The 21,758-nt window shown below is 71.5% G+C and carries 18 protein-coding genes; 15 read left to right on the plus strand and 3 right to left on the minus strand.

Annotated features, from left to right (window positions below):
- Window positions 1-35 precede the first annotated feature (35 nt).
- Window positions 36-1,406 carry a class II 3-deoxy-7-phosphoheptulonate synthase gene (locus J2X63_RS13615; RefSeq protein ID WP_396133158.1) on the plus strand — a complete coding sequence of 457 codons (1,371 nt, stop codon included), beginning with the start codon at window positions 36-38 and terminating at the stop codon, window positions 1,404-1,406.
- Window positions 1,407-1,487: 81 nt separating this feature from the next.
- Here the strand turns inward: J2X63_RS13615 and pknB are convergent, their stop codons facing one another.
- Window positions 1,488-3,410 carry a Stk1 family PASTA domain-containing Ser/Thr kinase gene (gene pknB, locus J2X63_RS13620; protein WP_309978149.1) on the minus strand — a complete coding sequence of 641 codons (1,923 nt, stop codon included), beginning with the start codon at window positions 3,408-3,410 and terminating at the stop codon, window positions 1,488-1,490.
- A gap of 118 nt (window positions 3,411-3,528) precedes the next feature.
- Complete coding sequence (locus tag J2X63_RS13625; protein ID WP_309978151.1) at window positions 3,529-4,821, minus strand: LysM domain-containing protein; 1,293 nt, start codon at window positions 4,819-4,821, stop codon at window positions 3,529-3,531.
- A gap of 196 nt (window positions 4,822-5,017) precedes the next feature.
- Between J2X63_RS13625 and J2X63_RS13630 the strand changes: the two genes are divergently transcribed.
- Window positions 5,018-5,356 (plus strand): Rv2175c family DNA-binding protein, encoded by a 339-nt coding sequence (locus J2X63_RS13630; protein ID WP_309978153.1) that lies wholly within the window; start codon window positions 5,018-5,020, stop codon window positions 5,354-5,356.
- Between the two features lie 27 nt (window positions 5,357-5,383).
- On the opposite strand, the gene J2X63_RS13635 is transcribed toward J2X63_RS13630, so the two are convergent.
- Window positions 5,384-6,496: a polyprenyl synthetase family protein gene (locus J2X63_RS13635; protein ID WP_309978155.1), complete on the minus strand. Its 1,113-nt coding sequence runs from the start codon at window positions 6,494-6,496 to the stop codon at window positions 5,384-5,386.
- Window positions 6,497-6,570: 74 nt separating this feature from the next.
- On the opposite strand from J2X63_RS13635, the gene J2X63_RS13640 reads away from it, so the two are divergent.
- From J2X63_RS13640 to J2X63_RS13700, 13 genes are all read left to right on the plus strand, one after another.
- A complete protein-coding gene (locus J2X63_RS13640; RefSeq protein WP_309978157.1) occupies window positions 6,571-6,948 on the plus strand; it encodes a DUF3040 domain-containing protein in 378 nt (125 codons plus the stop codon).
- A gap of 322 nt (window positions 6,949-7,270) precedes the next feature.
- Entirely contained in the window at window positions 7,271-7,702 is a 432-nt protein-coding gene (mraZ, locus tag J2X63_RS13645; protein ID WP_309978159.1) for a division/cell wall cluster transcriptional repressor MraZ, read from the plus strand.
- A 98-nt stretch (window positions 7,703-7,800) separates the two neighbouring features.
- Window positions 7,801-8,754: a 16S rRNA (cytosine(1402)-N(4))-methyltransferase RsmH gene (gene rsmH, locus J2X63_RS13650; protein WP_309978161.1), complete on the plus strand. Its 954-nt coding sequence runs from the start codon at window positions 7,801-7,803 to the stop codon at window positions 8,752-8,754.
- Entirely contained in the window at window positions 8,751-9,335 is a 585-nt protein-coding gene (locus J2X63_RS13655; protein ID WP_309978164.1) for a hypothetical protein, read from the plus strand. Before rsmH ends, J2X63_RS13655 begins: the two co-directional genes overlap by 4 nt.
- A 25-nt stretch (window positions 9,336-9,360) precedes the next feature.
- Window positions 9,361-11,154, plus strand: a complete 1,794-nt coding sequence (locus J2X63_RS13660) for a penicillin-binding protein 2 (RefSeq protein WP_309978166.1) — start codon at window positions 9,361-9,363, stop codon at window positions 11,152-11,154.
- A gap of 13 nt (window positions 11,155-11,167) precedes the next feature.
- Window positions 11,168-12,715 carry a UDP-N-acetylmuramoyl-L-alanyl-D-glutamate--2,6-diaminopimelate ligase gene (locus J2X63_RS13665; RefSeq protein ID WP_309978168.1) on the plus strand — a complete coding sequence of 516 codons (1,548 nt, stop codon included), beginning with the start codon at window positions 11,168-11,170 and terminating at the stop codon, window positions 12,713-12,715.
- Window positions 12,712-14,124 (plus strand): UDP-N-acetylmuramoyl-tripeptide--D-alanyl-D-alanine ligase, encoded by a 1,413-nt coding sequence (gene murF / locus J2X63_RS13670; protein WP_309978170.1) that lies wholly within the window; start codon window positions 12,712-12,714, stop codon window positions 14,122-14,124. The genes J2X63_RS13665 and murF overlap by 4 nt, the downstream gene beginning before the upstream one ends.
- Window positions 14,121-15,218: a phospho-N-acetylmuramoyl-pentapeptide-transferase gene (gene mraY, locus J2X63_RS13675; RefSeq protein ID WP_309978172.1), complete on the plus strand. Its 1,098-nt coding sequence runs from the start codon at window positions 14,121-14,123 to the stop codon at window positions 15,216-15,218. Before murF ends, mraY begins: the two co-directional genes overlap by 4 nt.
- Entirely contained in the window at window positions 15,203-16,759 is a 1,557-nt protein-coding gene (murD, locus tag J2X63_RS13680; RefSeq protein WP_309978174.1) for a UDP-N-acetylmuramoyl-L-alanine--D-glutamate ligase, read from the plus strand. Before mraY ends, murD begins: the two co-directional genes overlap by 16 nt.
- Entirely contained in the window at window positions 16,719-17,972 is a 1,254-nt protein-coding gene (ftsW, locus tag J2X63_RS13685; RefSeq protein WP_309978176.1) for a putative lipid II flippase FtsW, read from the plus strand. Before murD ends, ftsW begins: the two co-directional genes overlap by 41 nt.
- Window positions 17,969-19,069 carry a UDP-N-acetylglucosamine--N-acetylmuramyl-(pentapeptide) pyrophosphoryl-undecaprenol N-acetylglucosamine transferase gene (locus J2X63_RS13690; protein ID WP_309978178.1) on the plus strand — a complete coding sequence of 367 codons (1,101 nt, stop codon included), beginning with the start codon at window positions 17,969-17,971 and terminating at the stop codon, window positions 19,067-19,069. The genes ftsW and J2X63_RS13690 overlap by 4 nt, the downstream gene beginning before the upstream one ends.
- Window positions 19,070-19,144: 75 nt before the next feature.
- The gene (gene murC / locus J2X63_RS13695) at window positions 19,145-20,545 is read left to right on the plus strand and encodes a UDP-N-acetylmuramate--L-alanine ligase (protein WP_309978180.1); all 1,401 of its coding nucleotides are present in this window, start codon (window positions 19,145-19,147) and stop codon (window positions 20,543-20,545) included.
- 13 nt (window positions 20,546-20,558) lie between these two features.
- The gene (locus J2X63_RS13700) at window positions 20,559-21,638 is read left to right on the plus strand and encodes an FtsQ-type POTRA domain-containing protein (RefSeq protein ID WP_309978182.1); all 1,080 of its coding nucleotides are present in this window, start codon (window positions 20,559-20,561) and stop codon (window positions 21,636-21,638) included.
- Window positions 21,639-21,758: the final 120 nt, after the last annotated feature.

Genomic DNA, 21,758 nt, shown 5'->3' on the forward strand with positions numbered 1-21,758 from the left:
GGCGCACCGCGCCCCGCACCCCTCAGGACACTTCCGTGGTACAGCTCGTCGAGCCCGTCATCAGTGCAGATCCCTCCGTGATCGACGGTCTCGACTATTGGCGCACCCTGCCGATCAAGCAGCAGCCGCAGTGGCCCGACGCCGAGGCCGCGCACGCGGCATCCGCCGAGCTCGCGACCCTGCCGCCGCTCGTGTTCGCCGGCGAGGTCGACATGCTGCGCACCCGGCTCGCCGCCGCGTCGCGTGGCGAGGCGTTCCTGTTGCAGGGCGGCGACTGCGCCGAGACGTTCGCCGGAGCGACCGCCGACCAGATCCGCAACCGCGTGAAGACGGTGCTGCAGATGGCCGTGGTGCTCACGTACGGCGCCTCGATGCCGGTCGTGAAGATGGGCCGGATGGCCGGGCAGTTCGCGAAGCCCCGGTCGAGCGACACCGAGACGCGTGGCGAGGTCACCCTGCCCGCGTACCGCGGCGACATCGTCAACGGCTACGACTTCACGCCCGAGTCCCGCGCGGCCGACCCGGCCCGACTGGTGCGCGGCTACCACATGGCCGCGTCGACGCTGAACCTCATCCGCGCCTTCACCACGGGCGGATTCGCCGACCTGCGCCAGGTCCACTCCTGGAACCAGGGCTTCTCGGTGAACCCGGCGAACGCCCGCTACGAGTCGCTCGCACGCGAGATCGACCGCGCGATCAAGTTCATGGAGGCGTGCGGTGCCGACTTCGAGGCGCTGAAGCACACCGAGTTCTACACGGGCCACGAGGGCTTGCTCATGGACTACGAGCGGCCGATGACGCGTATCGACTCGCGCACCGGCACGCCGTACGACACGTCGAGCCACTTCATCTGGATCGGGGAGCGCACGCGCGATCTCGATGGCGCGCACGTCGACTTCCTGTCGCGCGTCCGCAACCCGATCGGCGTGAAGCTCGGCCCGTCGACGACGCCCGAGACGATGCTCGAGCTCGTCGAGAAGCTCGATCCCGATCGCGAGCCGGGCCGCCTCACGTTCATCACGCGTATGGGCGCCGGCAAGATCCGCGATGCGCTGCCCCCGCTCCTCGAGGCCATCAAGCGCAGCGACGCCAACCCGCTGTGGGTCACCGACCCGATGCACGGCAACGGCATCACGACGCCGAACGGCTACAAGACGCGTCGCTTCGACGACGTGGTCGACGAGGTGCGCGGCTTCTTCGAGGCGCACCGTGCGGCCGGCACGTACCCGGGCGGCATCCACGTCGAGCTCACCGGCGACGACGTCACCGAGTGCCTCGGCGGGTCCGAGCACATCGACGAGGCGACGCTGGCGACCCGGTACGAGTCGCTGTGCGACCCGCGACTGAACCACATGCAGTCGCTCGAGCTGGCGTTCCTCGTGGCCGAGGAGCTGACCGCTCGCTGAGCGTCCGGCGTGGGGCATCCGTGCGGGTGTCCCACGTCGCGCATGATCGCGGCCGTCGTGCAGACGACGCGCGTGGCCGGTTCAGCCGAAGTTGACCGTGACCTCTGCGCCGCGCTTGAGCTTCTCGCCGGCGGCCGGGCTCTGCACGGATGCCACGACGGCGCCTTCGAGGAAGGCCGGCACGTTCGATGTGACCGTGAAGCCGAGCGCCTCGAGCTGCTCGCGCGCCTGCGCGATCGTGCCGCCGGTGATGACGTTGGGCACCTCGACGAGGTCCTCGCCCTTCGAAAGGGTGAGGACGACGGTGTCGCCCGGTCGAACCGGGTCGGTGGCGGGCGTCGCCGAGATGACATGGTCGAGCGGCACGTCGTCGCTGAACTCGGCTTCGGCGTAGTCGACCGCGAGGTTGACGCCGGCGAGGGCCGCCTCGGCGTCGGCGACCGGCATGCCGGTGACGTCGGGGACGGCGCCGACGGAGACCACGAGCGTGATGTCGCCGAGCTCGGGATACTCAGCCCCCAAGGGGTTGCCGTCGGCACCGAGTGCCGCCACCACGGAGCCGGGCGGCACGTCGGCGGAGAACTGCTGCGCGCTCTGCTCGGCGACGGTGAAGTCGGCGAGGGCGGCTCGTGCATCGGCCTCGGGCTGGCCGACCACGTCGGGAACGGCCAGGATGCGCGGCCCCAGCGAGACGAACATCGTCACCTCGGAGCCCTTGCGCGCCTGTGCACCACCGGCGGGGTCGGTACCCGACACCTGCCCCACCGGTACCGTCGGGTCGTTGCGCTCGGCGGCGACGACCTCGAAGCCGGCCTCCTCGAGCACCTGCTGGGCGTTCTCGGGCAGGAACGTGGCCGTCTCGGGCACGGTGGCGAGCGCCCCGGGGCCTGCCCCGAAGTACCACCCGGTGCCGGCCGCGAGTCCGGTCAGGAGGAGCACGAGTGCGAAGATCCAGTAGCCGCGGCGCTTGCGGCGGTCGGCGCTCGTCGAGAGGACCGCGGCGTCGTGGCCGTCGTCGCCACCGGATGCCTCGGGCGTCGTCACCGGAGCAGCGGCGACCGCTCCGCCGAGCACCGTCGTCTCCGCCGTGACGCCACCCGCTGCCATGGCTCCGCCCGCGAGCACCATCGTGGCCTGGGTGCGTCCGTGCGGCCGCGGCGAGCGGATGTCGGGTTCCACCTCGCGCAGGCGCTCGAGCATGACCCGGGCGTCGTTCGGGCGCTCCTCGGGATCGCGTGCCGTGGCCCAGAGCACGAGCTCGTCGAGCTCGACCGGCACGCCCGGGTTCTTCGAGCTGGGCGTCGGCACGGTGTCGTTCGCGTGCTGGTAGGCGATCTGCATGGGCGCCTCGCCCACGTACGGCTGCTCGCCCGTGAGCATCTCGTACATCATGATGCCGACGGCGTAGATGTCGCTGCGAGCGTCGGCGACGCCGCGCGTGACGAGCTCGGGGGAGAGGTACGCGATCGTGCCGAGCAGCGCCTGCCCGGTCGCGGTGTTCGCGCTGGCCGCCCTGGCCAGCCCGAAGTCGCCGAGCTTGATGCGGCCGTCGTCGGCGAGCAGCACGTTCTCTGGCTTGAGGTCGCGGTGGACGATGCCCGCCTGGTGTGCTGCGGCGAGGCCCGAGAGCACGGCGTCCATGATGTCGACGGTCTGCTCGGGTGTGAGCTTCTTGTAGTCCTTCAGCAGTTCCCGGAGGGTGATGCCCGGCAGGTACTCCATGACGAGGTACGCCATGTCGGAGTCCTGGCCCTGGTCGAACACGTTCACCACGTTCGGGTGGGCGAGGCGGGCCGCCGAGCGGGCCTCCTGCACGAACCGGGTCTTGAAGGTGTTGTCGTCGGCGAGGTGGCCGTGCATGATCTTGATCGCGACCCGTCGCTCGAGGCGGAGGTCGGTCGCGAGGTACACCGTGGCCATGCCGCCGCGGGCGATCCGCGAGCGCACCTGATAGCGGCCGTCGACGAGACGGCCGATCATGGGGTCGGCGGGCGCGGTGGTCACCGTTCGAGTGTACGAAGAGGTGTATGCCCGTCGCCGACTAAACGCCGCGCAACGCCGAGATCGAAACGCCTTCGTGACCGACGGATGCCGCGTGCCGGCCCCGTGCGCATGCTCGCCGTCAGCCGAGCTCCGACAGCCAGGCGCGCGCCTGGGCCTCCCATTTCGCGTAGTGGTCGGGATGCGCCGACCGCTGCACGGCCTGGGCGGCCTGGGTGACGCTCATCGACTCCCACCCGGGGATGTCGAGGAGACCCAGCGTGCGGCCCGGGTTCGGGTTCGTCGGGCCGCCGTAGAACGCGGTCGCCGCACGCACCGGGTCGAGCACCTCCTCGGGCGTGCCCCAGCCCTGGCTCGGCCGTTGCTGGAAGACGCCGAGCGAGTCGAGGTCGCCGGAGTGCACGTTCTTCAGGCCCGACTCCTGGGCCGCGGCGGCGAGGGCGACGACGATGCCCTGGTCGGGCACGCCGAGCGATCGGCCGACGTCGACGATGAGCTGCGCGTTGCTCCGGGTCTCGTCGGTCAGCGGCATGCTCACCGCGGCGACGGCGACGGCCACGACCGGATCAGGCCGCCGCGTGAGGAGCACCTGGCCGGGAACGATCAGGGTCGACCCGCCGAGGCCGTTCAGGGCGTCCAGCTCAGCGACGCTCAGGCCCGCGGCCGCGGCGATCCCCGACAGCGTGTCGCCGGCGACGACGACGTGCTGGTCGCCGCCGGGCTCGACCGGCGAGGCGGGAGGCGCGGGCTCGGGCGCGGGGTCCGGAGCGGGAGCGGGTGCCGGGGGCGGCTCTGCCGCGGGTGGCGCTGGCTCGCCGGTCGGACCGGAGAGCGGCAGCACGATCGCCTGACCCGGGAAGATGAGGCTCGACGAGCTCAGCCCGTTGGCACTGAGCACGTCCGCCAGCGTCAGCCCGTATGCGGCGGCGATGCCGCTGACCGTGTCTCCCTCCGCCACGATGTGGCGGGCGATCTCAGGGGCGACGGCGATCGGCGCCGGGACTGCGTCGGGCGCAAGGCCGCCGGGCAACGCCAGTCGCTGACCCGGGAAGATCAGGCTCGACCACCCCAGTCCGTTCGCCGCGAGCACCTCGGCGGTCGCGAGACCGAATCGCTCGGCGATGCCGCTGACGGTGTCGCCTTCGGCGACGACGTACTCGCCCGGTGGCTGCGTTGCAGCGGTGGCTCGCACGATCCGGTGCACGTCGGCGCCCTGGGCCCTCGGCTTCGCCTGCCGCTTGACCTGCGGTGGTGCCGCGTCGGCAGGCTGGGCGATGCCGAGCGTGACGGCCACGGTGCTGACGATCGCGATGGGCACCCCGAGGAGCACCCGGATGCCGCGGCGGCGCGGTCGCGCGGCCCTGTCGGCGTCGCCGCCACCCGCAGCCCGGAATGCGTCCGTCTCGTTCGCCATCGTTCCCCCTGAAGTCGGCGTCGGACCTCCTCGTCCGTCGCCACGGTCGCACAGGGGGTAGGGCGAGTCAACGACCTCGCCGCGAGTCCGCGGACTCCATGCGCGAACCGCCCCGGGACGGTGGACGCGGCGCGCGGCAGGCCTCGGGACCCGCGACGGCTTTCCGAGTCGCGGGTTCGTCTGGCAGGCTGGAGCCGTGACCGACGCCGACCAGACCGACTGGCTGACTGTTCCCGACCTCGTCGAACTGCTCGGGCAGAGCCCGAGCAGGATCCGACGGCTCATCGACGACCGCCACCTGCTCGCCGCCCGCGTGGACGGCGTGCTGAAGGTGCCCGCGACGTTCCTCCGCGACGCCGCTCCGCTGCCCGAGCTGCACGGCACGGCCATCGTGCTCGCCGATGCCGGCTTCTCCGACGCCGAGGCGCTGGAGTGGCTGCTCGGTGAGGACGACAGCCTCGGCACCACGCCGATCGCCGCCCTGCGTGCCGGTCGCAAGTCCGAGGTGCGGCGAGTCGCGCAGGCGCTCGCCTGACGCCACGAGCGGCAGGCCGACGGGTGGTCAGCTCGTGCGCCGCGAGACCGCCCTGGCGAGTGAGCCGAGCTCGGCGCGCGCATCGCGGCTGATCGGTGCATCGGCGAGGACCGCGGTGGCGCGCGCGACGTGCTCGGCGATGAGTCGCTCGATCTCGTCGACGGCGCCGCAGTCCGAGATGGTGCGCTGCAGCATCCGCACCTGCTCGGCGTCGAGATCGGCGTCGCCGAGGAGCTCGTCGAGCAGGCGACGCGGTCCGGCGGCGAGACGCTCACGCGCGATCGCCACGAGCAGGGTGCGCTTGCCCTCGCGGAGGTCGTCGCCACTGGGCTTGCCCGTGACCTCGGGATCGCCGTACACCCCGAGCAGGTCGTCGCGCAGCTGGAACGCGATGCCGAGCGGCAACCCGAACGCGCGCAACGCGGCCACCTGGGCTGAGGACGCACCGGCGATCGCCCCGCCGATCACGAGCGGTGACTCGACCGAGTACTTGGCGGCCTTGTAGACGATGACGCGCTCGGCGCGCGTGCGCTGGTCGGCGTCGGACTGCACCACCCAGGCCCGTTCCTCGAGGATGTCGAGGTATTGGCCGGCCGTCACCTCGGTGCGCATGCGCATGAACTCGGCCCGTGCCGCGCGGGCGTCCTGTCGGTCGGGAAGCGCCTGCAGCCCCTCGTCGAGGAGCTCGTCGCTCCAGCCGAGTAGGAGGTCGCCGAGCAGGATGGCCGATGCCCGCCCGAAGTCGGCCGGGCTTCCGGCCCACCCGGAGTCGGCATGGAGCTGCTCGAACAGCTTGTGCGCCGCCGGGGCGCCGCGGCGGGTGTCGGAGTTGTCGATGATGTCGTCGTGCACGAGCGCCGCCGCGTGGAAGAGCTCGAGGGCGGACGCCGCCGAGACGACGGGGAACCAGTCGCGTCCCGCCTCCGATTCGAAGGGATCGAAGCCACGTCCGCCGACCGCCTCCCACCCCCAGTAGCAGAACCGGGCCCGGAAGCGCTTGCCGCCGCTGAGAAACCGCCTTGAGAACTCGTCGAGGGAGTCCAGGTCTGGGCCGATCGAGCGGAGAATGGAGGTGCGTTCGGAGAGGAACTCCTCGATGCGCGCTTGCACCAGATCGACCAGCCGGGAACCGTGAGCCACCCGCCTAGCCTAGTGAGGCGGGGCGGGGCTAGAATGACCTCGGATGCGTCGAGCCCGAGCCTGAGGGGAATGAGATGCCGCTTTCAGAGCAGGAGCAACGTCTTCTCGAGGAGATGGAGCGGAACCTCTACCGCAATGACGCGGACTTCGTGCATGCCGTCGGCGGCGTACGTGGTCGACGACCCAATTACCGGGCGATCGTGCTTGGAGTGCTGGTCGCGGTCGCCGGCGTCGGAGCCCTCATCGCCGGCGTCGCACTCCAGTTGCTCATCGTCGGCATCCTCGGCTTCGCCCTCATGTTCGCCGGCGTGCTCATCGCGATCACGCCCAGCAAGCGCGGAGCGGCGACGCCCGCGCCCGCCGAACCGGCCTCGGGCAAGGCTCGACGCTCGGGCGGGTTCATGGACCGCCTGAACGAGCGTTGGGACCGTCGCCAGGACGGTCACGACTAGGCCCTCCACTTCGCACCACCGCAACGGGTCGATCCTCGGATCGGCCCGTTTTTCGTTGCGCCGACGCTGATCCGGGGGCGCCCGCTTCCCCTCCGTGCGTCTCCACACCGCCAATCCTGCGACCCGCAGCGGAGCGAGTGCGTGCCGGCGACTCCCTGGATGGCACATTCCCTCCACTCGCCTCCACCGTCCGTCTCGCCCGTATTCACAGGGATCTCACACCTCCCAGTGGCCGAAACCGAGCGAATGTCGTTGATCGGTGGATGAGAGTGGAGTAAAGTGGGGTTACCTGGATTCTGGCCGGAGGAAAGGGGGTGGTGCGGTGTTCCTCGGGACCTACGAGCCGAAGCTCGACGAGAAGGGCCGCGTCATTCTTCCGGCGAAATTCCGGGACGAGCTGTCGAGCGGCCTCGTGCTCACGCGCGGGCAGGAGCGCTGCATCTACGTGTTCAGCGCACGCGAGTTCGAGAGCATGAGCGACAAGATCCGCCAGGCCCCGGTAACGAGCAAGCAGGCGCGCGACTACATGCGCGTCTTCCTCTCGGGGGCATCCGCGGAGACCCCCGACAAGCAGCATCGCGTCACCATCCCCGCAACGCTCCGCGCGTATGCGGGCCTGGACCGGGACCTCACGGTCATCGGCACGGGCAGCCGAGTGGAGATCTGGGATGCGACGGCGTGGCAGACATACCTCGCCGAGCAGGAGGCGGCCTTCGCGGACACGGCGGAGGAGGTGATCCCGGGACTCTTCTAGTCCCGGATTGCGACTCCCAGCCGTACGCGCCTGATGCACTTCCCCGCACCAGGACGAACGGATGGGGATCGGAATCCGGGACCAGTCCCGAAGGAATCATGGACATCGAAGGCATCCACACCCCGGTCATGCTCGAGCGCACGCTCGAGCTGCTCGCCCCGGCCATCGAGGCCGACGGCGCCGTGCTCGTCGACGCCACCCTCGGCATGGGCGGGCACGCGAGCGCCTTCCTCACCCGCTTCCCGAAGCTCACGGTCATCGGGCTCGACCGCGACACCGACGCCCTCGCGATCGCGCGGGAGCGTCTCGCGCCGTTCGGCGATCGGGCGCGCTTCGTGCACACGGTCTACGACGGCATCGCCGAGGCCGTGCGGTCGGAGGGCTTCAGCGAGGTGCAGGGTGTGCTGTTCGACCTCGGCGTCTCCTCGCTCCAGCTCGACCGTGCCGAGCGAGGGTTCGCCTACTCGAAGGATGCTCCGCTCGACATGCGCATGGACTTCACCCAGGGCCGCACCGCGGCCGAGGTGATCGCCGAGTCGAGCGAGGACGAACTGCGACGCATCTTCCAGGACTACGGCGAAGAGAAGCTGTCGGCCAGGTACGCCCGGGCGATCGTCAAGGCGAGGGCGGATGCCCCCATCACCCGGTCGGCCCAGCTCGTCGCCGTCATCACGGCGGCGACGCCCGTCGCGGTGCAGCGGCAGGGGCATCCGGCCAAGCGCGTGTTCCAGGCCCTTCGCATCGAGGTGAACGAGGAACTGTCCGTGCTGCAGCGGGCGATGCCCGCGGCGCTCGACACGGTGGCGGTCGGCGGCAGGATCGTGGTGCTCGCCTACCAGTCCCTCGAGGACCGCATCGTGAAGCGCGTGCTCCAGGCCGCCTCGAGCTCCACGGCACCCGCCGGGCTCCCGATGGAGCTGCCCGAGCACCGTCCGCAGTTCCGGCTCCTCGTGCGCGGAGCCGAACTGGCGAGCGAGTCGGAGCAGGCCGAGAACCCGCGCGCCAAGCCCGTGCGGCTGCGTGCGGCCGAACGAGTGAGGAGGCCGTCATGACCGCACTGCCGGCCCACGGCGCTCCGGCCCCACGGCGGAGCCCGGCACCACGACCCGAACGGCGACTCCGCCCGGCGCCGCAGCCGAACGGGCGCGCCAAGCCGCGGCTCGCCTACGCCGTCATCGCGCTGGGCGGGGTCGCCGTGATCGTCGTCGCGCAACTGCTCCTCTCGATCGCGGTGGCGCAGGGCGCCTACGAGATCGACGGCTACCAGGTTCGCCAGGCCGAACTGGAACGAGAGCACCAGAAGCTCGCAGAGGACCTCGACCGGGTCGAGTCACCGCAGTACCTCGCGAAGAACGCGGAGGCGCTCGGCATGGTGCCCAACGCCAACCCGGTCTATCTGCGGCTCTCCGACGGCGCCGTGCTCGGGCAGCCCACGCCGGCGAGCGGCGGCGCCGCGGCATCCGCCCCGCTCGTGCCGAATGCGCTCATCGACGGCGTGCCGCTCGTGACCGAGCAGGCGACGGGGGAGACTCCGAACGGAACGACACCCGGGGAGGGTGCGGCGGCGGCGCCCGACGCCGCGGCCGTGGTCCCGCCACCGGCCGACGGCCTGCCGACGCCCGCGACGCACTGACCAGCACCCGACGAGGAAGGCGCGAATGAACCGCACGAGCCGACACCCGATGCGGCGAATCCTCCTGGCCGGCGTGATCCTGGTGGCGCTCGTCGGCGTGTTCGTCGTGCGTCTCGTCGACATCCAGGTCGTGCGGGCCGCGGAGCTCAGCGCCGAGGCCGAGGGCCGGCGCTCGACGGACGTGAAGGTGTACGGGTCGCGCGGCGATATCGTCGACGCGAACGGCATCGTGCTCGCCGACACCGTCATGCGGTACGACATCGCCCTCTCGCCGAAGAACGCGAGCGCCGGTCCGATCATCCGCGAGGAGCCCGATCCCGCCGACCCCGACACGACGAAGCGGGTCAAGGTGCCGCTCGAGCAGTCCGCCGCCGAGCTCGGTGCGGTGGTCGGGCTGACGGGCGAGCAGGTGCAGGCGATCATCACCGACGCCCTCGCCGGCGACCCCGAGTCGGACTTCGCGTTCGTCGCGAAGCTCGTGGACACCGACACCTACGAGCAGGTGAAGGCGCTCGACATCCCGTGGGTCGTGCCGTGGGAGCATCCCAGCCGGCGGTACCCGAACGGCGCCGTCGCGGGCAACCTGCTGGGCTTCGTCGATCCCGACGGCAACGCCGTGGCCGGACTCGAATACTCCGAGGACGAGTGCCTCGCGGGCGAGGACGGCGAGCTCAGCTACCTGCACAGCCTGCAGGACTGGGTGCAGATCCCGGGCACGCAGGTGATCCACAAGCAGGCGCACGACGGCGGCACGCTGAAGCTCACGATCGACTCCGACCTGCAGTGGATGGTGCAGCGCATCGCCGAGGCGCAGGTGCAGGCCGTCGGGGCCGACTGGGCGACGGTGACGGTCATGGAGGCGAAGACGGGGCGTCTCCTCGCCGTCGCCGATGTGCCCACGGTCGATCCCAACGATCCCTCCTCGACCGACGAGGACGACCGCGGCTCGCGCTCGTTCACCGCCCCGTTCGAGCCCGGGTCCACCTTCAAGGCGCTCACCGCGGCATCCGTCATCGACGCCGGCAAGGCCGACCCGCTGAGCCAGATCGTGGCGCCCTATCGCTATCGGCCGCCGAACGAGGCTGACATCAACGACAGCGCCTTCCACGAGGACGAGCGGCTCACGCTCACCGGCGTGCTCATCGAGTCGTCGAACACCGGCATGTCGAAGTTCGGCGAGCTGATGACCGACCGCGAGCGCTACGACGACATGCGGAAGTTCGGGCTGGGCCAGGAGACCGAGGTCGGCTTCCCGGCCGAGGCGTCCGGAGACCTGCACGGCGACCCCGACGACTGGGACAACCAGACCAAGTACGCGACCATGTTCGGCCAGGGCCTCACCACGACGGCCGTGCAGATCGCGAGCGCCTACCAGACCATCGCGAACGGCGGCGTGCGCATGCCCGTGCGCCTGGTCGACGGCTGCGGCGACGACGCCACGGCTGAGCCGGCGGGCACCAGGGTCGTCTCCGAGCAGGCGGCCGACCAGACCAGCCAGATGCTCGAGCGCGTGTACCTCGAGGGCTGGCTCGCCGACGAGTGGGAGATCCCCGGCTACCGGGTCGCCGCGAAGACCGGCACGGCGCAGGTGCCCGACGGGAACGGCCACTACCTCCACGGCTACCTCGTCTCCGTGTCGGGCTTCGCGCCGGCGGACGATCCGCAGTTCGTCGTTTCGGTGAGCATCATGAATCCCGTTAAGATGAATTCGTCCGCCGCATCCGCTCCCGTCTTCCAACAGGTGATGAGCCAGGTGCTGAAGAAGTATCGGACCGTTCCATCCGGCGCCCCGGCGCCCGAGCTGCCAGCCACCTGGTGAGAAAGTTGGGTTCGTGACCGGATCGCCCCCCGCGGCCCTCCGGCCGCAGCATCCGAGCCCCCGATCGCTCCACGGCCTGGCCGAGACGTTCGGCCTCGAGGTGCACGGCGACATCGACGACCTCGAGGTGACGGGCGTGGTGCTCGCCTCGTCGGCGGTGCGGCCCGGCGACCTCTACGTCGGCGTGCCGGGGCGCAACGCGCACGGCGCTCGCTACGCCGATGCCGCGCGCGATGCCGGTGCCGTCGCCGTCATGACGGATGCCGAGGGCGCCGAGCTCGCGCGCGGCTCGGGCCTGCCCGTCCTCGTCACTCCCGACGCCCGCGCCGCCCTCGGCGAAGTCGCCGCGTGGATCCACCGCACGGCCGAGAACCCCGCGACGCTGTTCGCCGTGACCGGCACGAACGGCAAGACGAGCGTCGTCTACCTGCTCTACGGCATCCTGCGCCAGCTGGGGGTGACCGCGGGCCTCACGTCGACGGCCGAGCGGCGCATCGGCGACGAGGCGGTCACCAGCTCGCTGACGACGCCCGAGGCGAGCGAGCTCCACGCCCTGCTCGCCCGCATGCGCGAGGTCGACGTGCGCGCCGTGGGCGTCGAGGTGTCGGCGCAGGCGCTCTCCCGTCACCGGGTCGACGGCCTCGTCTTCGACGTCGTCGGCTTCACGAACCTCACGCACGACCACCTCGACGACTACGCCTCGATGGACGCCTACTTCGAGGCGAAGCGAGAGCTGTTCCAGCCCGAGCGCGCCCGGCGCGGCGTGGTCACGATCGACTCCGAGTGGGGTCGGCGCCTGCTCGCCGAGTCGCGCGTGCCTGTCACGACGCTGTCGACCGACCCCGCGATCGAGGCCGACTGGCGCCTCACCGTGCTCGAGGAGACCCCCACCGACACCGCGTTCGTGCTCGAGGGCACGGCGGGTCGCCGGCTCGAGACCCGGGTTCCCCTGCTCGGCTGGTACATGGCGGCGAACGCGGCCCTGGCCATCGTGATGCTCGTCGAATCGGGCTACGACCTCGAGCAGATCGCGGAAGTGCTCGAGCGCGACGGCGGTGTCGACGCCTACATTCCGGGCCGGGCCGAGCGCATCTCGGGCGACCGCGGGCCGATCGTCTACATCGACTACGGGCACAGCCCCGACGCGTTCCTGCAGACGCTGGGAGCGATCCGGCGGTCGACCGCCGGACGCGTCATCATGCTGTTCGGCGCCGACGGCGACCGCGACACCACGAAACGCGCCGACATGGGCGCCATCGCGGCGCGGGGCGCGGACGTCGTGGTGATCACCGACTTCCACCCCAGGTGGGAGGATCCGGCCGCCATCCGCGCTGCGCTCATCGCCGGAGCGCGCGAGGCCGTTCCCGATCGGGAGATCCACGAGATCGCCGATCCCCGCGAGGCGTTCCGGGCGGCGTTGGCCATGGCCGGCGAGGGCGACGCGATCCTCTACGCCGGCCCCGGCCATGAGGACTACCACGAGGTGAAGGGCGTGAAGATCCCCTATTCAGCGCGAGACGACGCGAAGCAGGCACTGCGTGAGGCGGGCTGGGGCGCATGATCGCGCTCACCCTCGCCGAGATCGCCTCGGTGATCGGCGGCAGCCTGCACCTGGGCGGCACGGATGCCACTGGCGAGACGGTCGTCGACGGAACCGTCACGACGGACTCGCGTGAGATCGAGCCGGGCGATGTCTTCTTCGCGAAGCGCGGAGAGTTCGACGACGGGCACCGGTTCGCGCCGGCCGCCGTCGAGCGGGGCGCTGCGCTGCTGGTCGTGGAGCACCCGCTCGACCTTCCCGCCCCGCAGATCGTGGTCGCCGACACCGTCGACGCGCTCGGCGCCCTCGCGACCGAGGTCGTGGCCCGCGTGCGGGCCGGCGGCGACCTCAGGATCGTCGGCGTGACCGGCTCCAACGGCAAGACGACGACGAAGAACCTGCTGCGCGCCGTGCTCGAGCGCGTCGGCCCCACGGTCGCCGCGCGCGCCTCGTACAACAACGAGGTCGGCGCGCCGATCACGATGCTCGAGCTCGCTGCCGACACGCGGTACCTCGTCGCCGAGATGGGTGCGTCGGGCGTGGGTGAGATCGCCCGCCTCGTGCGCATGGCGCGTCCGGACATCGGCATCGTGTTGAAGGTCGGCCTGGCGCACGCCGGCGAGTTCGGCGGCATCGAGCAGACGGTGCGCGCGAAGTCCGAGATGGTCACCGACCTGCTCGACACGGATGTCGCGGTGCTGAACCTCGACGACCCGCGCGTCGCTCCCATGGCGGGCCTCACCGCCGCGCGCGTGGTCTGGTTCGGGCTCGGCGCGGACGCGCACGTGCGGGCCGTCGACATCTCCGCGCACGCGCGCGGCACCGACTTCACCGTCGAGCTTGCTGGGGGCGAGTCCTCCCGGGTCCGCTTCGGGGTGCTCGGCGAGCACCACGTGATGAACGCCCTCGCGACGATCGCGGCGGCGACCGAGCTCGGCGTGCCCCTCGACGAGATCGTCGCGGCGCTCGAGTCCGTCACGCTCGCCGAGCGCTGGCGCATGCAGCTCATGGGCGGCCGCGACGGCATCACCGTCATCAACGACGCGTACAACGCCAGCCCCGACTCGGTGGCGGCGGCGCTCAAGACGCTGGCCCAGGTGCGCGCACCCGGCTCGCAGGCGATCGCCGTGCTCGGCGAGATGAGCGAGCTCGGCGAGTTCTCGGGGGAGGAGCACGACCGCATCGGCCTGCTCGCCGTGCGCCTCGGCATCTCGCAGCTCGTGGTCGTCGGCGAGGGTGCGCGGCGCCTGCACATCACGGCCATCAACGAGGGCTCGTGGGACGGCGAATCGACGTACGTCGAGCAGGCCGACGAGGCCTACGACCTCGTGACGGGCCTGGCCCGCCCGGGTGACACGATCCTCGTGAAATCCTCGAACTCGGCGGGTCTCCGCCACCTCGGCGACCGACTGGGAGAATGGTTCTCGTGAGAGCACTGTTGACCGCCGGGGCGTTGTCGCTCGCTTTCACGCTCTTCCTGACGCCGCTCTTCATCCGGCTGTTCACGCGGTTGGGCTGGGGCCAGTTCATCCGCGACGACGGGCCGAAGAGCCACCACGTCAAGCGCGGCACGCCCACGATGGGCGGCATCGTCTTCATCCTCGGCAGCCTCTTCGGGTACTTCACCTCGACGCTGCTCGTGTCGAACGAGCCGCCGACGGCCTCCGCCATGCTCGTGCTCTTGATGATGGTGGGCCTCGGCATCGTCGGCTTCATCGACGACTTCCTGAAGACCCGCAAGAAGCAGAGCCTCGGGCTCGGCGGGTGGGCGAAGGTGCTCGGGCAGGTGGTGGTGGCCACCGCGTTCGCGCTCCTCGCGCTCCAGTTCCCGAACGACGACGGCGTCACGCCCGCGAACACGAGCATCTCGTTCATCCGCGACCTGCCGCTCGACTTCATGGTCTTCGGCACGATCGTGGGCGTGATCCTCTACGTCATCTGGATCTGCCTGCTCACGGCCGGCGCGTCGAACGGGGTGAACGTCACCGACGGCCTCGACGGGCTCGCCGGCGGCGCCTCCATCCTCGCGATCGGGTCCTTCGTCGTCATCGGCTTCTGGCAGTTCAACCAGTCCTGCTTCAGCGAGAGCCTCAACCAGAGCGACGCCTACCGGTGCTACGACGTACGCGACCCGCTCGACATCGCCATCGTCGCCACGGCCATCGTGGGCGGGCTCATCGGATTCCTCTGGTGGAACACGAACCCGGCCCACATCTACATGGGCGACACCGGGTCGCTCGCCCTCGGCGGCGCGCTCGCGGCGCTCGCGATCGTCAGCCACACCGAACTGCTCCTGCTCCTCATCGGCGGCCTCTTCGTGATCGAGACCGGCTCGGTGATCGTGCAACGGGCGTACTTCAAGCTCACCGGGGGCAAGCGAATCTTCCTGATGAGCCCGATCCACCATCACTTCGAGCTCAAGGGCTGGGCCGAGGTCACCATCGTCGTGCGCTTCTGGATCATCGGCGGCCTGTTCGTGGCGGCCGGCGTCGGCAGCTTCTACTTCGAATGGCTGCAGAGTTGAGCGGGTCGGATGCCGCGGCCGTCGCCGACCGCCTCGAGACGCTCACCAGCTGGAACGCCGAGTGGCGCGGCCTCCGGGTGGCGGTGCTCGGCCTCGGCGTCACGGGGTTCGCGGTCGCCGACACGCTGACGGAGCTGGGCGCCGACGTGCTGGTGCTCGCACCCGCGGCCGACGACGATCGCGCTCGCATCCTCGAGGTCATCGGCGCGCGGTTGGTACGGCATCCGCTCGATTCGGTGCCCGACGAGCTCGTCGCCTTCGCACCAGAGCTCGTGGTCGCCTCCCCGGGCTTCCATCCCGACCATCCCGTGCTGGACTGGGCGGCCGAGCACGAGGTGGCCGTCTGGGGCGACGTCGAGCTCGCCTGGCGCGTCCGCGACAAGGTGAACGCCGCCGACTGGATCCTCGTCACCGGCACCAACGGCAAGACCACGACGGTGCAGATGACGGCGACGTTCCTCGCGGCCAACGGCCTTCGGGCGGCGCCGTGCGGCAACATCGGCGTGCCCGTGCTGGATGCCGTGCGCGATCCCGGCGGCTTCGACGTCCTCGTCGTGGAGCTGTCGAGCTATCAGCTCCACCACCTGCCCACGGTGGGCCCGGGTGCGCTGCATCCGTGGGCCAGCGTCGTGCTGAACATCGCCGACGACCATCTCGACTGGCACGGCTCCGCCGAGGCGTACCGGGCGGCGAAGGCCACCGTGTACGCGAACACGAAGGTGGCCTGCGTCTACAACCGTGCCGACGAGGCGACCATGCACATGGTCGAGGACGCGGAGGTCGAGGAGGGCGCGCGCGCCATCGGCTTCGGCCTCGACGTGCCGGGGCCGAGCGACTTCGGCGTCGTCGAGGGCATCCTCTGCGACCGCGCCTTCCTCGACGAGCGTCGCACCGCCGCGCTCGAGATCATCACCCTCGGCGAGCTCGAGCCGCACGGCCTCGACGCACCGCACGTCGTGCAGAACATCCTCGCCGCCTCGGCGCTCGCGCGGTCCTACGGCGTGCCGGTCGGTGTCATCCACGATGCGCTCGGCGACTTCCGCCTCGACGCGCACCGGATCGAGACGGTCGCGGTGGCCGGCGGCATCCGCTGGATCGACGACTCGAAGGCGACGAACCCGCACGCGGCCGAGGCGTCGCTGCGCGCGTTCGGCCGCGTGGTGTGGATCGTCGGCGGGCTCCTCAAGGGGGTCGATGCCGACGCGCTCGTGGCCGCGCACGCCGGGCGGCTGCGCGCGGCGATCGTGATCGGCGTCGACCGGAGCGCGCTCGTCTCGGCGTTCCAGCGACACGCGCCCGAGCTGCCCCTCTTCGAGGTCGTCACCGACGACACTGAGACGGTGATGCCCGACGCGGTCGCACTGGCGGCGTCGGTGGCGGAGCCGGGGGACACCGTGCTCCTCGCACCGGCGGCGGCGTCGATGGACCAGTTCGCCGACTACGCCGACCGGGGCCGGCGGTTCCACGAGGCGGTCAGAGCAAGGCTGGGAGGCGAGGCGGATGGCGACTTCGACCGGCACCGCCCGACCGGCCACGGCTGAGCCTGCGGGCGTCTCGGCCGCCCGCATCCGCCTCGGCCGCGTCTTCCGGGTCGAGTCCAAGGACTACTTCCTGCTGCTCGGCACGACGGTCTTCCTCGTCGTGTTCGGACTCGTGATGGTGCTCTCGTCGTCATCAGTCGAGTCGAACCTCGAGGACGGGGGGTTCTTCGTCCAGGCGTCGCGGCAGGGCCTCTACGCCCTGTTCGGGCTGCCCATCATGCTCATCGCGAGCCGAGTGCCCGAACGCATGTGGATGCGGGTGGCGTGGCCGCTGCTCATCGTGTCGTGCGTGCTGCAGCTGCTCGTGGTCGCGACACCGCTGGGCGTCACGGTCGGCGGGAACACGAACTGGCTCCAGCTCGGTCCCATCCCGCCCTTCCAGCCCTCGGAGCTGATCAAGGTCTCGCTGGTCATCTGGCTGGGGCTCATCGTGACGAAGAAGCAGGCGCAGCTCGGCGACTTCGTGCACGGCATCCTCCCGATCCTCCTCGTGGGCGGCGGCGCGATCGGCCTGGTGCTCCTCGGCGGCGACCTCGGCACGGTGATGGTCATGGGCGGGATGCTGCTGGGGGCGCTGTTCCTCATCGGCGTGCGCTTCCGGCTGCTGCTGCCGCCGGTGCTCCTCGGCTCGGCCCTCTTCGCATTCGTCGCGGTGTCGAGCGACAGCCGGATGCGGCGCATCACCGCGTTCCTGCAGGAGAACTGCGCCACCATCGACGAGGCCGACTGCTGGCAGATCCAGCACGGCCGGTTCGCGCTGGCCAACGGCGGCATCTTCGGCGTCGGGCTCGGCAACTCCACGGCGAAGTGGTCGTGGCTGCCCGCAGCCGACAACGACTTCATCTTCGCGATCATCGGCGAGGAGCTCGGGCTCATCGGCGCGATCGTCGTCATCGCCCTGTTCGTCGTACTCGCCGTCGCCTTCGCCCGGGTGCTCCGTGCGGCCAGGACGCCGTTCGCGAAGGCGGCCACCGCGGCGGTCCTCGTGTGGGTCGTCGGCCAGGCGTGTGTCAATATCGGTGTCGTGCTCGGAGTCTTCCCCGTCCTCGGCGTGCCGTTGCCCCTCGTCTCGGCGGGCGGCACCGCCCTGCTCACGACGCTGTTCGCGATCGGCGTGGTGCTCTCGGTTGCGCGCGACCCCGAGGCGGCGTCGCGTGCGGAGGCCCGCGCGGTCGCCCGCGCGGCCGCGCGTTCGGGGCGGCCCGCCCGATGACGACCTACCTGCTGGCCGGCGGCGGGACCGCGGGCCACGTGAATCCCCTGCTCGCCGTCGCCGACCGCCTGCGCGATCGACGGCCCGACGACGAGGTGCTCGTGCTCGGCACGGCGGAGGGACTCGAGGCGCGGCTCGTGCCGGCTCGCGGCTACGAGCTCCTGACGATCGCCAAGGTGCCATTCCCGCGTCGTCCGAACCGCGCCGCCGTCGCGTTCCCCTCCCGCTTCCGCACGTCGATCGACGATGTCGCCACGATCATCGCGGAGCGCGGCGTCGAGGTCGTCGTCGGCTTCGGCGGGTACGTCTCGACCCCCGCCTACCTGGCCGCGCGACGGGCGCACGTGCCGGTGGCCATCCACGAGGCGAACGCCAGGCCGGGGCTGGCGAATCGCCTCGGCGCGCGCTGGGCGGCATCGGTGGGCGTCGCCTTCGGCGGCTCGCCGCTCCGTGGCGCCGAGGTCGTCGGCATGCCCCTCCGCCGTGAGATCGAGACGCTCGACCGTCGGGCGCTTCGCGAGGAGGCGGCCGGGTTCTTCGGCCTCGATCCCCAGCGCCCGGTGCTCCTCGCGACGGGCGGCTCGCTCGGCGCCCGCCGCATCAACCGCACGATGGTCGAGAGCGCGAGCACCCTCACGGGCTCCGACTGGCAGGTGCTCCACATCACGGGCGCGTCCTCCGACGTGGTCGACCCGGCGATTCCCGGCTATCGCTTGGTCGAGTACGCCGACCGCATGGACCTGGCGCTGGCCCTCGCCGACGCCGCCGTCTCGCGCGCGGGCGCCGCGACGGTGAGCGAGCTGGCCGCCCTCGGCATCCCCGCCGTCTACGTGCCGTATCCCGTCGGCAACGGCGAGCAGCGCTTCAACGCTGCCGAGGTCGTGGCCGCGGGCGGCGGCGTGCTCGTCGACGACGCCGGGTTCGTCCCCGACTGGGTCCGCCGGGAGCTCGTCCTGTTGCTCGCCGACCGCGAGCGCGTGGCGCGCATGGCCGCGGCCGCGGCATCCGTCGGCCACCGCGACGGCACCGACCGCATGATCGCCCTCGTCGACGCCGCGCTCGGCGGGGGTGCCGGCGCCGCCACGCGCAGCGCGTAACGTGGAGTGAGCGGATGCCGTGGCATCCGTGGCACGCCGACCCGAACGCATCACCCCGAGGAAGAGCCGCAGCACGTGACCATCAAGCCCGACCTGAACGCCCAGATCCCCGCCGAGCTCGGCGCCGTGCACTTCGTCGGCATCGGCGGCTCGGGCATGAGCGGGATCGCCCGGCTCTTCATCGGCGCCGGGCACCGGGTCACCGGATCCGACGTGCGCGACTCCGCGAACATCGCGGCGCTGCGTGAGCTCGGTGCCGAGATCGCGATCGGGCACGACGCCGCGAACGTCGGCGACGCCGAGGCGCTCGTCGTCACGGGCGCGCTGTGGCAGGACAACCCCGAGTACCAGCTCGCGCTCGAGCGCGGCCTCCCGGTGCTGCATCGCTCCCAGGCGCTCGCCTGGCTCATCGCCGGCCAGCGCCTCGTGTCGGTCGCCGGGGCGCATGGCAAGACGACGTCCACGGGCATGATCATCACCGGGCTGCTCGAGCTGGGCGAGGACCCGAGCTTCGTCAACGGCGGCGTCATCGAGGAGCTCGGCGTCAGCGCGGCCTCCGGCACAGGTGAGCTCTTCGTCGTCGAGGCCGACGAGTCCGACGGGTCGTTCCTGCTCTACGACACCTCGGTCGCGCTCATCACCAACGTCGACCCCGACCACCTCGACCACTACGGTTCGCGGGAGGCCTTCGAGCAGGCCTTCGTGGACTTCGCCGACCGTGCGAGCGAGCTCGTCGTCATCTCCTCCGACGACCCCGGAGCCACGCGCGTCGCCGCCCCCCTCTCGCACGAGCGGGTCGTCAGCTTCGGCGAGGCGGCGGATGCGACCGTGCGGGTGCACTCCATCGAGACCGACGGACCCGTGTCGTTCGCCATCGACCACGAGGGCGTGACGCATCGGGCGACCCTGCGGATCCCAGGGCGCCACAACGCCATCAACGCGGCCGGAGCGTTCGCCGTGCTCGTCGGACTCGGGTTCGACCCCGCGGCATCCCTCGCCGGCATCGCGCGCTTCGCCGGCACCGGTCGTCGCTTCGAGCTGCACGGCACGGTGGGCGGTGTCAGCGTGTACGACGACTACGCGCACCATCCCACCGAGGTCGCCGCGGCCCTGTCGGCGGCGCGCACCGTCGTCGGCGCCGGTCGCATCATCGCCGTGCACCAGCCGCACACGTACAGCCGCACCCAGACGTTCGCGAAGGAGTTCGCCGAGGTGCTCGAGCAGTACGCCGACGAGACCGTCGTGCTCGATGTCTACGGCGCCCGCGAGGACCCCGTCCCGGGCGTCACCGGAGCGCTCGTGAGCGAGCGCTTCGCCGACGCGTCGCACGTCGCGTACGTGCCCGACTGGCAGGAGGCCGCCGACTACACGGCGCGCATCGCCGAGGAGGGCGACTTCGTGATCACGCTCGGCTGCGGCGACGTGTACCGCATCGTGCCGCAACTGCTCGGCTCGCTCGAGCGGGAGCGCGGATGAGGGCCCGCCGCGCGTGAAGCGGCCCCAGGGCTTCGACCGGCCGCCCGCACCGCGGGCGACCGCACGTGCGCAGGCCGCTGCGCCGTCGGCGGGGGATGCCCGGACCGACGCGCGTCGGTCGGTGGATGCCGCGAGCGCCGGTGCCTCGTCGGCGGATGCCCCGGTGGCCACCGCCTCCCGGCCGGCCGACCGCGACCGGGTGGCGACCGAGCCGATCCCCGTGGTCGCCGGGCCCACCGCCGGATCGCCGGGAGACACGATCGCTCCGACGTCGCCCGCGGCATCCGACGTCGTTCCGATCGACCTGCCGACCGATTCGCCCGCCGACGCGCGCGCCTCGAAGCGCGCCATCGCCGCGGCGGCCCGGGAACGCCGGCGCTACGAGCGCCAGGAGGTACGCCGTTTCACGAAGCGGTCGCGCCGACGCCGCATCACGTGGGCGGTCGTCACGGGCGCGGTCCTCGCACTCGTGGCGGTCATCGGCGTGGGCGCCTACTCGCCGCTCATGGCGCTGCGCGACGTGCGCGTCGAGGGTGCGCAGCGCATCCCCGCCGCCGACGTGCAGGCCGCGTTCGCCGGAGTGATGGGAACCCCGCTCCCGCTCATCGACTCCGGCGACGTGCAGGCGGCGCTCGCGCGATTCCCGCTCATCGAGACCTACGTGACCGAGACGATCCCGCCGGGCACGCTCGTCGTGCGCATCGTCGAGCGGACCCCGGTCGGCGTGATCGACACGGGGTCGGGCCTCGAACTGGTGGATGCCGCCGGCGTGGTCATCGACCGGCCCGAGACGGTGCCCGCCGGCCAGCCGCTCATCGAGGTCGACGGCGGCATCGCCGACGAGGGCTTCCGTGCCGTCGCCTCGGTCGTGCGCAGCCTTCCGGCCGAGGTCCGCGGACAGCTGACCCGTGCGACGGCGGCGACGGCCGACGACGTGCGGCTCGAGCTGGGGGGCGGCGCGAGCGTGGTCTGGGGGAGTGCCGAGGACTCGGTGCTGAAGGCCGACGTGCTCGCCGGGCTGATGCGCGCGGCGCCGCCCGACACGGTGGCGTTGTACGACGTCTCGGCACCCACGAGCCCCGTGACCGAGTGACGTCCGGGCTCGACGCACCGTGCGGCGCGGCGGCGCTCGGCGCCAATCCTGGCGGCGGTTCGCGACACGCGGGGGCGCCTTGCGGAGCGGGGCGCGGCGGGCACCTACCGTCGAGTCAGG

Origin of the sequence: Agromyces sp. 3263, assembly GCF_031456545.1 — a bacterium.
Classification (GTDB): Bacteria; Actinomycetota; Actinomycetes; order Actinomycetales; family Microbacteriaceae; genus Agromyces.